General features: G+C 62.3%; 11 protein-coding genes. 9 read left to right on the top strand and 2 right to left on the bottom strand.

The features are described 5' to 3' along the window. Positions 1–2 precede the first annotated feature (2 nt). The 9 genes from murD to lpxC all read left to right on the top strand — a co-directional run bounded on the left by murD (position 3) and on the right by lpxC (position 10,458). Positions 3–1,349, top strand: coding sequence for a UDP-N-acetylmuramoyl-L-alanine--D-glutamate ligase (gene murD / locus ABCR88_RS27050; RefSeq protein ID WP_041119795.1), 1,347 nt, complete (start codon positions 3–5; stop codon positions 1,347–1,349). A gap of 2 nt (positions 1,350–1,351) precedes the next feature. Next, complete coding sequence (gene ftsW / locus ABCR88_RS27045; RefSeq protein WP_169892250.1) at positions 1,352–2,563, top strand: putative lipid II flippase FtsW; 1,212 nt, start codon at positions 1,352–1,354, stop codon at positions 2,561–2,563. Further along, positions 2,553–3,623, top strand: coding sequence for an undecaprenyldiphospho-muramoylpentapeptide beta-N-acetylglucosaminyltransferase (murG, locus tag ABCR88_RS27040; protein WP_015636928.1), 1,071 nt, complete (start codon positions 2,553–2,555; stop codon positions 3,621–3,623). The genes ftsW and murG overlap by 11 nt, the downstream gene beginning before the upstream one ends. After that, a complete protein-coding gene (gene murC / locus ABCR88_RS27035) occupies positions 3,616–5,070 on the top strand; it encodes a UDP-N-acetylmuramate--L-alanine ligase (RefSeq protein WP_011063309.1) in 1,455 nt (484 codons plus the stop codon). Before murG ends, murC begins: the two co-directional genes overlap by 8 nt. After that, positions 5,067–6,023: a D-alanine--D-alanine ligase gene (locus ABCR88_RS27030; protein ID WP_015636927.1), complete on the top strand. Its 957-nt coding sequence runs from the start codon at positions 5,067–5,069 to the stop codon at positions 6,021–6,023. Before murC ends, ABCR88_RS27030 begins: the two co-directional genes overlap by 4 nt. 4 nt (positions 6,024–6,027) lie before the next feature. Beyond that, the gene (locus tag ABCR88_RS27025) at positions 6,028–6,894 is read left to right on the top strand and encodes a cell division protein FtsQ/DivIB (RefSeq protein WP_015636926.1); all 867 of its coding nucleotides are present in this window, start codon (positions 6,028–6,030) and stop codon (positions 6,892–6,894) included. 14 nt (positions 6,895–6,908) lie between these two features. Further along, on the top strand, positions 6,909–8,168 hold the full coding sequence (gene ftsA, locus ABCR88_RS27020) for a cell division protein FtsA (protein ID WP_011063306.1): 1,260 nt from the start codon (positions 6,909–6,911) through the stop codon (positions 8,166–8,168). A gap of 72 nt (positions 8,169–8,240) precedes the next feature. After that, positions 8,241–9,434, top strand: coding sequence for a cell division protein FtsZ (ftsZ, locus tag ABCR88_RS27015; protein WP_011063305.1), 1,194 nt, complete (start codon positions 8,241–8,243; stop codon positions 9,432–9,434). A 112-nt stretch (positions 9,435–9,546) separates the two neighbouring features. After that, positions 9,547–10,458 (top strand): UDP-3-O-acyl-N-acetylglucosamine deacetylase, encoded by a 912-nt coding sequence (gene lpxC, locus ABCR88_RS27010; RefSeq protein ID WP_011063304.1) that lies wholly within the window; start codon positions 9,547–9,549, stop codon positions 10,456–10,458. 68 nt (positions 10,459–10,526) lie between these two features. Here the strand turns inward: lpxC and ABCR88_RS27005 are convergent, their stop codons facing one another. Beyond that, on the bottom strand, positions 10,527–12,050 hold the full coding sequence (locus ABCR88_RS27005; RefSeq protein WP_350403695.1) for a diguanylate cyclase: 1,524 nt from the start codon (positions 12,048–12,050) through the stop codon (positions 10,527–10,529). Between the two features lie 139 nt (positions 12,051–12,189). Further along, positions 12,190–13,515: an OprD family porin gene (locus tag ABCR88_RS27000; RefSeq protein WP_053153705.1), complete on the bottom strand. Its 1,326-nt coding sequence runs from the start codon at positions 13,513–13,515 to the stop codon at positions 12,190–12,192. Positions 13,516–13,562: the final 47 nt, after the last annotated feature.

Below are 13,562 nucleotides of genomic sequence, written 5' to 3'. Positions count from 1 at the left end.
GAGTGTCTCTGATCGCTTCTGACCACTTCCGCATCGTTGTCGGCCTCGGCAAGAGCGGCATGTCCCTGGTTCGCTTCCTGGCGAGCCGGGGCGTTGCCTTTGCGGTGGCCGATACGCGGGAAAATCCACCTGAGCTGGCCACGCTGCGGCGTGACTACCCGCAGGTGGAGGTGCGTTGTGGCGAGCTGGACGTGGACTTCCTGTGCCGTGCCGACGAACTCTACGTGAGCCCCGGCCTGGCCCTGGCGACCCCGGCCCTGCAGGCTGCTGCTGCCCGTGGGGTGAAATTGTCCGGTGATATCGAGCTGTTCGCGCGTAACGCAAAGGCACCTATCGTGGCAATCAGTGGTTCCAACGCCAAGAGCACCGTGACCACCCTGGTGGGCGAGATGGCAGCGGCGGCGGGCAAGCGCGTGGCGGTCGGCGGCAACCTCGGGACCCCGGCCCTGGACCTGCTCAGCGATGACGTCGAGCTGTATGTGATGGAGCTGTCCAGCTTCCAGCTGGAGACCACCGACCAGTTGGGCGCCGAAGTGGCCACCGTGCTCAACATCAGCGAAGACCACATGGACCGTTACAGCGGCCTGCCGGCCTACCACCTGGCCAAGCACCGGATCTTCCGTGGCGCCCGGCAGGTGGTGTTCAACCGCCAGGACGCTCTGACCCGGCCATTGATCGGTGAAGGCCTGCCATGCTGGACCTTCGGCCTGAGCAAGCCTGATTTCAAGGCCTTCGGCCTGCGCGAAGAGGACGGCGAGAAGTACCTGGCCTTCGAGTTCCAGAACCTGATGCCCGTGCGCGAGCTGAAGATCCGCGGCGCCCATAACCAGTCCAACGCCCTGGCAGCCTTGGCCCTGGGTCATGCAGTGGGCTTGCCGTTCGACGCCATGCTCGCGGCGCTGCGCACCTTCGCCGGCCTGGAGCATCGCTGCCAATGGGTTCGCGACCTGGATGGCGTGGCGTACTACAACGACTCCAAAGCCACCAACGTGGGCGCCGCCCTGGCGGCCATCGAAGGCCTTGGCGCCGACATCGAAGGCAAGATCGTGCTGATCGCCGGTGGTGACGGCAAGGGCGCCGACTTCAAGGATCTGCGCCGCCCGGTGGCGGCCAACTGCCGCGCGGTGATCCTGATGGGGCGCGACTCCGATCAGATCGGCGAAGCCATCGGTGACGCCGTGCCGCTGATTCGTGTCGGCTCGCTGCAGGAAGCCGTGGAGCAATGCCGCGCCACTGCCCAGCCCGGTGATGTGGTGCTGCTGTCGCCGGCCTGCGCCAGTTTCGACATGTTCAAGAACTACGAAGACCGTGGCCACCAGTTCGTCCGCGTTGTGGAGGAACTGGCATGAACCTGAGAAACATCATCAAGCCCTATCCATCGCCGATCATCACCGGTCGGGGCATCGACCTCGATTTCCCGATGCTCGCCGGTTGCCTGACCCTGCTCGGCCTGGGCCTGGTCATGATTGCCTCGGCCTCCACTGAAGTGGCGGCGGCGCAGTCGGGCAGCGCCCTGTACTACATGATTCGCCACCTGATCTACATCCTGCTGGGCCTGGGCGCCTGCATCGTCACCATGATGATCCCGATCGCCACCTGGCAGCGCCTGGGCTGGTTGATGCTGATCGGTGCCTTTGGCCTGCTGGTGATGGTGATCATTCCGGGGATCGGCCGGGAAGTGAACGGTTCGATGCGCTGGATCGGCTTCAGCTTTTTCAACGTCCAGCCTTCCGAGATCGCCAAGGTGTTCGTGGTGATCTACCTCGCCGGTTACCTGGTGCGGCGCCAGAAAGAAGTGCGCGAGAGCTGGATGGGCTTCTTCAAGCCGTTCATCGTGCTGCTGCCCATGGCTGGCCTGCTGCTGATGGAGCCGGACTTCGGCGCCACTGTCGTAATGATGGGCGCCGCTGCGGCCATGCTGTTCCTGGGAGGGGTCGGGCTGTTCCGGTTTTCCCTGATGGTGGTGCTGGCGGTTGCCGCGGTGGTGCTGCTGATCCAGATGCAACCCTATCGTATGGCTCGTCTGACCAACTTCGCCGACCCCTGGGCCGACCAGTTCGGTGCTGGCTACCAGCTGTCCCAGGCGCTGATCGCCTTTGGTCGCGGCGAGTGGCTGGGCGTCGGCCTGGGCAACAGCGTGCAGAAACAGTTCTACCTGCCGGAGGCTCACACAGACTTCGTGTTCTCGGTACTGGCTGAAGAGCTGGGCGCCGTCGGTTCGCTGTGCACGGTGGCGCTGTTCGTCTTTGTCTGTATCCGCGGCATGTACATCGGCCTGTGGGCGGAAAAGGCCAAGCAGTTCTTTGCCGCCTATGTCGCCTACGGACTGTCGTTCCTGTGGATTGGTCAATTCCTGATCAACATCGGGGTGAACGTCGGCCTGTTGCCGACCAAGGGCTTGACCTTGCCTTTCCTCAGTTATGGCGGCAGCTCGCTGGTGATCTGCTGCGCCTGTCTGGGGTTGTTGCTGCGTATCGAATGGGAGAGCAGGACCCACCTGGGCAGTGAAGAGATGGAGTTCAGTGAAAGTGACTTTGCCGAGGAGCCGAGCCATGGGCGCTAACGTCCTGATCATGGCCGGCGGCACCGGTGGCCACGTGTTCCCGGCACTGGCCTGCGCCCGCGAGTTCCAGGCCCGTGGCTACACCGTGCACTGGCTGGGTACCCCACGTGGCATCGAAAACGATCTGGTGCCTGCGGCCGGGCTGCCGTTGCACCTGATCAACGTCAGCGGTTTGCGGGGCAAGGGCAAGCTGTCCCTGCTCAAGGCGCCGTTCGTGTTGATCAAGGCCGTGCTCCAGGCGCGGCAGGTCATTCGCCAGTTGAAGCCGGTCTGTGTCCTGGGTTTTGGCGGTTATGTGACCGGCCCTGGTGGAGTTGCCGCGAAGTTGTCTGGGGTGCCGGTCATCGTTCACGAACAGAACGCCGTGGCCGGTACCGCCAATCGGCTGCTGGTGCCGTTGGCTGCCCGAGTCTGCGAAGCTTTCCCGGACACCTTCGGTGCCTCGCAAAGCCGGCGCACCACGGGCAACCCGGTACGCACCGAACTGTTCCTCGAAACACCGCGCGAGGCCCTGGCCGGACGCAAGGCGCGTTTGCTGATCCTGGGCGGAAGCTTGGGCGCAGAGCCGTTGAACAAGCTGTTGCCGGAAGCCTTGGCACAGGTCGCCCCCGAGCTGCGCCCGGAGGTGTTCCACCAGGCCGGCAAAAACCACGATGAAGTCACTGCAGAGCGCTATCGCGCCGCCGGCGTCGAGGCGCAGGTGCAGCCCTTTATCAAAGACATGGCCCAAGCCTATGGCTGGGCCGACCTGGTGGTCTGTCGCGCAGGCGCGTTGACCGTCAGCGAACTGGCTGCCGCCGGTCTGCCCTCGATGCTGGTGCCTTTGCCCCACGCGATCGACGACCACCAGACCCGCAATGCCGAATATTTGGCTCGTGAAGGTGCTGCCTTCCTGATGCCGCAAAGAACGACTGGTGCTGCGGACCTTGCCGCTCGCCTGACAGAGGTTTTGATGCAACCAGAACGACTCGACAACATGGCCCAGGCCGCTCGCCGCCTGGCCAAGCCCGGCGCCACCCACGACGTAGTGAATATCTGCCTGGAGGTGGCCCATGGTTGAGAATCAGAAAGCCATGCCGCAGCCGGAAATGCGCCGCATCCGCCGCATCCACTTCGTCGGTATCGGCGGCGTGGGCATGTGCGGGATTGCTGAAGTGCTGCTGAACCTGGGCTACCAGGTATCCGGTTCCGACCTCAAGGCATCGCCGGTTACCGAGCGCCTGGAGTCCTTTGGCGCACAGATTTTCATCGGCCACCGCGCCGAGAACGCTGCCAATGCCGATGTGCTGGTGGTTTCCAGCGCCGTGAACACCTCCAACCCGGAAGTTGCCACCGCTCTGGAACGGCGTATTCCAGTGGTGCCGCGGGCGGAAATGCTCGCCGAACTGATGCGCTACCGTCACGGCGTGGCCGTGGCCGGCACCCACGGCAAGACCACCACCACCAGCCTGCTGGCCTCGGTATTCGCCGCTGGCGGCCTGGACCCGACGTTCGTCATCGGCGGGCGGCTGAATGCAGCGGGCACCAATGCACAACTGGGCACCAGCCGTTACCTGATTGCCGAAGCCGACGAAAGTGATGCCAGCTTCCTGCATCTGCAACCGCTGGTGGCTGTGGTCACCAACATCGACGCCGACCATATGGCGACCTACGACGGTGACTTCAACAAACTGAAGAAAACCTTTGTCGACTTCCTGCACAACCTGCCGTTCTACGGGCTGGCAGTGATGTGCCTGGACGATCCGGTGGTGCGCGAGATCCTGCCGCAGGTCAAGCGTCCGACCGTGACCTACGGCTTCAGCGAAGAAGCCGACGTGCGCGCCATCAATGTACGCCAGCAAGGCATGCAGACCTTCTTCACCGTACTGCGTCGCGACCGCGAGCCGCTGGACGTGTCGGTGAACATGCCGGGCAACCACAACGTGCTGAACTCCCTGGCGACCATCTGCATCGCCACCGACGAAGGCATCAGCGATGAAGCCATTGTCCAGGGCCTGTCGGGCTTCCAGGGTGTGGGCCGACGCTTCCAGGTCTATGGCGAACTGCCAGTGGAAGGGGGCAACGTGATGCTGGTGGACGACTACGGTCACCACCCGACCGAAGTCGCTGCGGTGATCAAGGCCGTGCGCGGTGGCTGGCCGGAACGCCGCCTGGTGATGGTCTACCAGCCGCACCGTTTCAGCCGTACCCGCGACCTGTACGACGACTTCGTGCAGGTACTGGCCGATGCCAACGTATTGCTGCTGATGGAGGTCTACCCGGCCGGCGAAGAGCCGATCCCGGGCGCCGACAGCCGTCAGTTGTGCCACAGCATCCGTCAGCGTGGCCAACTGGACCCGATCTACATCGAGCGTGGGGTCGACCTGGCACCGCTGGTCAAGCCGTTGCTGCGCGCCGGTGACATCCTGCTGTGTCAGGGTGCCGGTGACATCGGTGGCCTGGCGCCAAAACTGCTCGGCAGCCCGCTGTTCGCCGGTGCTGTAGCCGCTGGCAAGGGGGCGAAATGATCGCTGCCTACGCCAACCTGTTCTCTACCGTGAAACCGAGCGATTTCGGTCGCGTCGCCGTTCTTTACGGTGGCAAGAGCGCCGAGCGCGAAGTGTCGCTCAAGTCCGGCAAGGCCGTGCTTGAAGCGCTGCAGAGCGGCGGTGTGAACGCCTTCGGCATCGACGTCGGCGATGATCTGCTGCAGCGGCTCTTGAGCGAGAAGATCGATCGTGCCTTCATCATTCTCCACGGTCGTGGCGGTGAAGACGGCAGCATGCAAGGGCTGCTGGAGTGCCTGGGGATTCCTTACACCGGCAGCGGCATCCTCGCTTCGGCCCTGGCCATGGACAAACTGCGTACCAAGCAGGTCTGGCACAGCCTGGGCATTCCGACGCCGCGTCACGCGGTTCTGAGTTCGGAAGCCGACTGTATTTCCGCGGTGGCGGAACTGGGCCTGCCTTTGATCGTCAAACCGGCTCATGAAGGCTCCAGTATCGGTATGGCCAAGGTGACTTCCGCGCCCGAATTGATCGACGCATGGAAGGCGGCCAGTACCTACGATTCGCAAGTGTTGGTCGAGCAATGGATCCAGGGTCCGGAGTTCACCATCGCGACCCTGCGTGACCAGGTGCTGCCACCCATCGCCCTGGGCACTCCCCACACATTTTACGACTACGACGCCAAGTATCTGGCTTCCGATACCCAGTACCGGATCCCGTGCGGGCTCGACAGCTCCAAGGAACAGGAACTCATGGAACTCACGGCGAAAGCCTGTGAGGCGCTCGGTATCGCCGGTTGGGCACGTGCCGACGTGATGCAGGACGCCCAGGGGCAGTTCTGGTTCCTGGAAGTGAATACCGCTCCGGGCATGACCGATCACAGTTTGGTTCCGATGGCGGCCCGCGCGGCCGGCCTGGATTTCCAGCAACTGGTATTGGCCATCCTGGCAGCCAGTCTTGAGGCGAGAGGTTAAGTCCATGCAAGGCGCGTCGCTTCGTCATCAGCAACCCGCACCCGGCCGCAAGCCGGTGCCGCGGGGTGCCAGCCGAATGGTGGCCAAAGAGCCGATGTCGGCGCGCCTGCCGAAAGCCAACTTCGGCTTTCTGAAAAGCCTGTTCTGGCCGGTGCTGCTGGTGGCTCTGGGGTTTGGCACCTATGAAGGGGCCCAGCGCCTGCTGCCGTACGCCGACCGCCCGATCACCAAGATCGCGGTGCAGGGGGACTTGAGCTACATCAGCCAGCAGGCGGTGCAGCAGCGGATCGCGCCTTATGTCGCGGCGAGCTTCTTCACCATCGACCTGGCGAGCATGCGCACCGAGCTGGAGCAGATGCCCTGGATCGCCCACGCCGAGGTACGTCGGGTGTGGCCGGACCAAGTGGTGATTCGCCTGGAAGAACAACTGCCGGTGGCCCGCTGGGGCGACGAGGCGCTGTTGAACAACCAGGGCCAGGCCTTCACCCCGCGTGAACTGGCGAACTATGAGCACTTGCCGCAGTTGTTCGGGCCGCAGCGGGCCCAGCAGCAAGTGATGCAGCAGTATCAGGTGTTGAGCCAGATGCTGCGGCCGCTGGGCTTTTCGATCGCCCGTCTGGAGCTGCGCGAGCGCGGCAGCTGGTTCCTGACCACCGGCGCCGGCAGTGCCGGCCCGGGTATCGAACTGCTCCTGGGCCGCGATCACCTGGTGGAGAAGATGCGCCGCTTCATTGCCATTTATGAAAAAACGCTGAAAGAACAGATCACGAACATCGCGCGCATCGATCTGCGCTACGCCAACGGCCTGGCCGTTGGCTGGCGCGATCCGGCGGCACCCACGACGGCGCAACCTGCCGTCGCGAAGAATTAAGAAGAGGCAGGACCATGGCAAATGTGCAAAGCGGCAAAATGATCGTCGGCCTGGATATCGGTACCTCCAAGGTTGTGGCGCTGGTGGGCGAAGTCGCGGCCGATGGCTCGCTGGAAATCGTCGGCATCGGCACCCATCCTTCCCGTGGCCTGAAGAAGGGCGTGGTGGTGAATATCGAGTCCACCGTGCAGTCGATCCAGCGTGCGGTGGAAGAGGCGCAACTGATGGCGGGCTGCCGTATCCACTCGGCGTTCGTCGGTGTGGCGGGCAATCACATCCGCAGCCTGAACTCCCACGGCATCGTGGCGATTCGCGACCGTGAAGTCAGCTCGGCGGACCTGGAGCGGGTCCTCGACGCTGCCCAGGCCGTGGCGATCCCGGCTGACCAGCGGGTTCTGCACACCCTGCCGCAGGATTACGTGATCGACAACCAGGAAGGCGTGCGTGAACCCCTGGGCATGTCCGGCGTACGCCTGGAAGCCAAGGTGCACGTGGTCACCTGTGCAGTGAATGCCGCGCAGAATATCGAAAAATGCGTGCGCCGCTGCGGCCTGGAAATCGACGACATCATCCTCGAACAACTGGCTTCGGCCTACTCGGTGCTCACTGACGACGAGAAAGAGCTGGGCGTGTGCCTGGTGGACATCGGCGGCGGCACCACCGACATGGCGATCTTCACCGAAGGCGCGATCCGCCACACCGCGGTGATTCCGATTGCCGGCGACCAGGTGACCAACGACATCGCCATGGCCCTGCGTACCCCGACCCAGTACGCCGAGGAAATCAAGATCCGTTACGCCTGCGCCCTGGCCAAGCTGGCCGGTGCCGGCGAAACCATCAAGGTGCCAAGCGTTGGCGACCGCCCACCGCGCGAACTGTCGCGCCAGGCCCTGGCCGAGGTGGTCGAACCGCGTTACGACGAACTGTTCACCCTGATCCAGGCCGAACTGCGCCGCAGTGGCTACGAAGACCTGATCCCGGCGGGCATCGTGCTCACTGGCGGCACTTCGAAGATGGAAGGCGCGGTGGAACTGGCCGAGGAAATTTTCCACATGCCGGTTCGCCTGGGCGTACCCCACAGTGTCAAGGGCCTGTCCGACGTGGTGCGCAACCCGATCTATTCCACCGGTGTCGGCTTGCTGCTGTATGGGCTGCAGAAACAGTCCGACGGCATCTCGTTCTCCGGCATCGGCAGCCGCGACAGCTACAGCAGCGACGAGCCCAAGGCGGCACTGCTCGATCGCATCAAGAGCTGGGTGCAGGGCAACTTCTAAAGATTTACCGCAACACCGTTTCAAAGCAGTAGGCAGTAGGCGAAAAACTAGAGAAATGAAAGGAGAGGGAAAATGTTCGAACTCGTAGACAACATCCCGCAAAGTCCGGTAATCAAGGTTATCGGTGTTGGCGGTGGCGGCGGCAACGCGGTCAATCACATGGTCAAGAGCAACATCGAAGGCGTCGAGTTCATCTGCGCCAACACTGATGCTCAAGCGCTGAAAAACATCGGCGCGCGGACCATCCTGCAACTGGGTACCGGCGTGACCAAGGGCCTGGGTGCGGGTGCCAATCCGGAAGTCGGCCGTCAAGCCGCCCTGGAAGACCGTGAGCGTATCGCTGAAGTACTGGCGGGCACCAACATGGTGTTCATCACCACCGGCATGGGCGGCGGTACCGGTACCGGTGCGGCGCCGATCATTGCTGAAGTGGCCAAGGAAATGGGCATTCTCACCGTTGCGGTGGTGACCCGTCCGTTCCCGTTCGAAGGCCGCAAGCGCATGCAGATCGCCGATGAGGGCATCCGCGCGCTGAGCGAAAGCGTCGACTCGTTGATCACCATCCCCAACGAGAAACTGCTGACCATCCTCGGCAAGGACGCCAGCCTGCTGTCGGCTTTCGCCAAGGCGGACGACGTGTTGGCCGGTGCCGTTCGCGGTATTTCCGACATCATCAAGCGTCCGGGCATGATCAACGTCGACTTCGCCGACGTACGTACCGTGATGAGCGAAATGGGCATGGCGATGATGGGCACTGGCTGCGCCAGCGGTCCGAACCGTGCACGTGAAGCCACTGAAGCGGCGATCCGCAACCCGCTGCTGGAAGACGTGAACCTGGAAGGCGCACGCGGCATCCTGGTGAACATCACCGCCGGTCCTGACTTGTCCCTGGGCGAGTACTCCGACGTGGGTAGCATCATCGAGGCCTTCGCTTCCGAACACGCCATGGTCAAGGTCGGTACCGTTATCGATCCGGACATGCGTGACGAGCTGCATGTAACCGTAGTGGCCACCGGCCTGGGCGCAAAAATCGAGAAGCCTGTGAAGGTCATCGACAACACCGTCCAGACTTCCATGTCCGCCCAGTCCCAAGCGCCAGCCCCTGCTCGCCAGGAACTGCCGTCGGTGAACTACCGTGACCTGGACCGTCCGACCGTCATGCGCAATCAGGCGCAGTCGAACGCGGCGACCGCGGCGAAGCTGAATCCGCAAGATGATCTGGACTACCTGGACATCCCGGCATTCCTGCGTCGTCAGGCCGATTGATGGAATGCATCAGGGGTATTAGGGTGATTGGTGTTCAGCAAAGGCATGGTCTGCTATTATCGCCAGCCTTTGTTGATACCAGTTCGCAATTTGCGCTGAAGCGGCCCAAGCCATGATTAAACAACGCACCCTGAAGAATATTATCCGTGCCACAGGTGTAGGCCTGCATTCCGGGGAGAAGGTATACCTGACCCTCAAGCCTGCGCCTGTCGACACCGGCATTGTGTTTTGTCGTGCCGACCTGGACCCTGTGGTGCAGATTCCTGCTCGCGCGGAAAATGTTGGCGAAACCACGATGTCGACCACTCTGGTCAACGGTGACGTCAAAGTGGACACGGTGGAGCACTTGCTCTCGGCCATGGCTGGCCTGGGCATCGATAACGCCTACGTCGAGCTCTCCGCGTCTGAAGTCCCGATCATGGATGGCAGTGCCGGACCCTTCGTATTCCTGATTCAATCTGCTGGCCTCGAAGAACAGGACGCAGCTAAAAAGTTCATCCGCATCCTTCGTGAAGTGACCGTGGAAGACGGCGACAAGCGCGCCACTTTCGTGCCTTTCGATGGTTTTAAAGTGAGCTTCGAGATCGATTTCGATCACCCGGTTTTCCGTGACCGCACCCAGAGTGCAAGCGTGGACTTCTCCAGCACTTCGTTTGTAAAAGAAGTCAGCCGCGCCCGTACCTTTGGTTTCATGAGTGATATCGAGTACCTGCGCAAGCACAACCTCGCACTCGGCGGCAGCGTGGAAAACGCAATTGTGGTCGATTCGGATGGCGTACTGAATGAAGACGGTCTTCGCTACGAAGACGAATTCGTCAAGCACAAGATCCTGGATGCAATTGGCGACCTCTACCTGCTGGGCAACAGCCTGATAGGTGAGTTCAAAGGCTTCAAGTCGGGCCATGCACTGAACAACCAGCTACTGCGCAAGTTGATTGAGCAGAAAGATGCCTGGGAAGTCGTGACCTTCGAAGATGCCAGCACTGCACCGATCTCTTACATGCGTCCGGTTGCGGCCGTGTAAGTCACTCTCTCTTTCCTTTTGTTTTTGAAGGCCATCCCCCCGGATGGCCTTTTTTTATGCCTGCGGTTTCAAGCGCCGCGCTTGGAGCCGCCCCGGGACATGTTGGAAACCACCCGGTTGCGCCCGCTGTACTTGGCTTGATACAGCGCCTTGTCGGCGTCGCTCACCCACTGTTCAAGACCGATATCGAGGTTACCCGACCAGGTGTTGATGCCAATGCTCACGGTCAGCGGCGCGGCGTGTTCGCTGATGGCCGGCAAGGCGGCGATGCTGGTGCGGATCTTCTCGGCGAGTACGGCGGCGCCGGCACTGTCGGTTCCCGGCAGGATGACCGCAAACTCCTCGCCACCATAGCGCGCCGCCAGGTCCGATGGGCGCCCGACGCAGGCGCCAATGCTCTGTGCCACCGCACGCAAGGCCTGGTCCCCCAGCGGATGGCCGAAGCGGTCGTTGAAGGATTTGAAGTGATCGACATCGACCATCAATAGCGACAACGGCAGGTTGGCGCGCCGGGCCCGCGACCATTCGTTGTCCAGCACCTGGTCCAGGGTACGGCGATTGGCCAGGCCGGTGAGGGCATCGACGGCTGCCAGGCGCGCCAGTTCCTGCTCGGCGCTCTGCCGGCGCCGCAGTTCGCGGCACAGCTGCCAGGTCAGCCAGAACAGGGCGATGCAGAGGGCGCCAGTGGCGCCGCTGATCAGCACCGCGGTGCGTTGCCAGGCTCCGAAGACCTCGTCGATGGACAGCGCGACAATCACGATCAGGGGCAGATCGCCGACCTGGGAAAAGGTGTACAGCCGCTGCTTCTGATCAACGCTGGAGACGCTGCTGAAGCTGCCGTTGCCTTCACGCAGAATGCGGACGAAGTTGGGGCGGCTGCTGAAGTTCTTGCCTATCAGGTCGTCTGCCAGCGGTGGTTGCTGGGCCAGCAGAACGCCGTCGCGGCTCACCAGGTTGATCGTACCGTTGCGACCGATATCCAGATTTCTGAACAGCTCGTTGAAGTAGCTCAGGCGCATGGCCGCTTCGGCCACCCCGATGAACTGGCCATGCTCGTCGCTGAGCCGGCGGCTGAAGCTGATCCGCCAGTCGTGATCGGCGGTGCGCGCGCGGAACGGCGGGCTGATCATCATCCTCGGGTCCGGATTGTCGATGTGCGATCGAAAGTACTCGCGATCGGCGTAGTTGCCCGTGCGCGGCACGACCGAGGCCGAGTCGGCCAGCACGTCGCCGTGCCTGTCCAGCAGCAGGATGTCGCCCTTGTAGGGCGCTGCGGTGGCCCGGTCGAACAGCGCCAGGTGACGTATGGACGCCGAAACATCCTTCAGATCGTCACGTTGCGCGGCACCGATCAGTCCCTTGAGAGACAGGTCGTAGAGCTCGACGTTGCGCAATACATCGGCGTCGATCAGTTGCACGATGTTGTTGGCGGCACGTGTGGCAGCCTGTTCGGCAGCGGCGTGTTCGCGGATCAACAGGTAGGTGACGATGCCGAGAATGGCTACAACGATCAGCGAGCTGGAGAGGATCAGCAGGCGCTCGGTATTTGACGCGATCTTCCCTGTGCGGGGTGTCGCACTACTCACGTTCATGATTTTGATTTCTGCTGCGTCGACAGTTTTGAGTCTAGTGTGGACGTGGGCTACAGAAATCGGTCACGCCTGCGCGCTTGTATAAATCTCCGATAAAAAAAAGACCAGCAAAACATGCTGGTCTTTTTGTTTGGGCGGCTTAGAAGACGTTGATCGGGTAGTCGACGATCACCCGGTATTCGTCGGTGTCGTTGTCCAGCGCGCCGTAGCCGTTGCCGCCACGGTTGGTGGCCCACTGCAGGCGTACGGCGAGGTCCTTGGCGCTGCCGCCCTGCACCACGTACTTGAGGTCCAGGTCGCGCTCCCAGTGCTTGGCGTTCTTGCCGTCGGCGCTGTACCAGCTGGCATAGCCGCGGCTGGCCGGATCGACCTTGGTCAGGTCCAGCTCGCCGCGCGAGTAGGACAGCGCCGAAGTCAGGCCCGGCAGGCCAAGACCGGCAAAGTCATAGGCGTACTTGAGCTTCCACGAACGCTCGTTGGGGCCGTTGAAGTCCGAATACTGCTGGGAGTTGTCCAGGTAGATGCTGTCGCCCTGGGCGATGTAGTCGAACGGTGTGTTGCCGTTGACCCGCTGATAGGCCGCGGTGACGCTATGGTTACCCACGCCGACGGTGAAGTGCAGGCTGTAGGTGTTGTTGTCGATGTTGCCCAGCAGCGCCTGGCCGGTGTCCTGAGTGTGATAGAAGTGCAGGCCCGGGTTGAGGCTGACCAGTTCATTGACCGCGTAGGTGTAGTCCAGGTCGTAGTAGTACTGGTTCCAGATGTCCTTGAGTTCGGACGCGTAGAGGCTGCTGGTCAGCCCTGGCACGCCGCTCCAGGCCACGCCGGCCCAGTTCAGGTGCAGGCTCTCGTCGCCCTCGCGCAGGCTGCCGTAGGAAGTACCGATGCGTTTGTGTCCGCTCTGGTTGTACGGCTTGGTGAAGCTGGCCTGGCCGCCCTCGATCAACCAGCCGTCGAAGCTGTGGTTGGTCAGGCTCACGCCGCGGAAGGTCTGGGGCAGCATGCGGCTCATGCCGCCGGCGATCACCGGGTTGTTGAGGAACAGGTCGCCAGCCTTGAGCTCGGTATCGAAGGCCCGCATTTTCAAGGTGGCGCCGGCGGTGGAGAACGAGCCGGGTGCCTTGTGCCGGCCATCGTCGCTGATAGGCAGGATGCTCGACTTGGTGGTGCCGCCACCACCGTCCAGCTTGAGGCCGAGCATGGCGTTGGCATCAAGGCCGAAACCCACGGTGCCCTGGGTGTAGCCCGACTCGAAGACGCCGAGAAAACCCTGGCCCCATTCGATGTTGTCTTTGTTCTGCTGCAGGCGGTTGCGGTTCATGTAGTAGTTGCGGGCGTTGAGCTTGAGGCTCGAACCCTCGACAAAACCCTCGGCCTTGGTTTCTTCGGCGGCTTGCCCGAGTGTCGGGATCGTTGCGGCGATTGCAATGAACAGGGGGCTGATCTTCAGTGAGGTCTTGAACAACGTTTAGCTCCTTTGGTGGACGACAATGGCTTCTTATTGTGAATTCG

The sequence above is a fragment of the Pseudomonas sp. W17 genome, from assembly GCF_040268305.1.
Lineage (GTDB): Bacteria > Pseudomonadota > Gammaproteobacteria > Pseudomonadales > Pseudomonadaceae > Aquipseudomonas > Aquipseudomonas protegens.
Note: the sequence above shows the minus strand (reverse complement) of the source record. Positions and strands in the feature narration are given on the sequence as shown.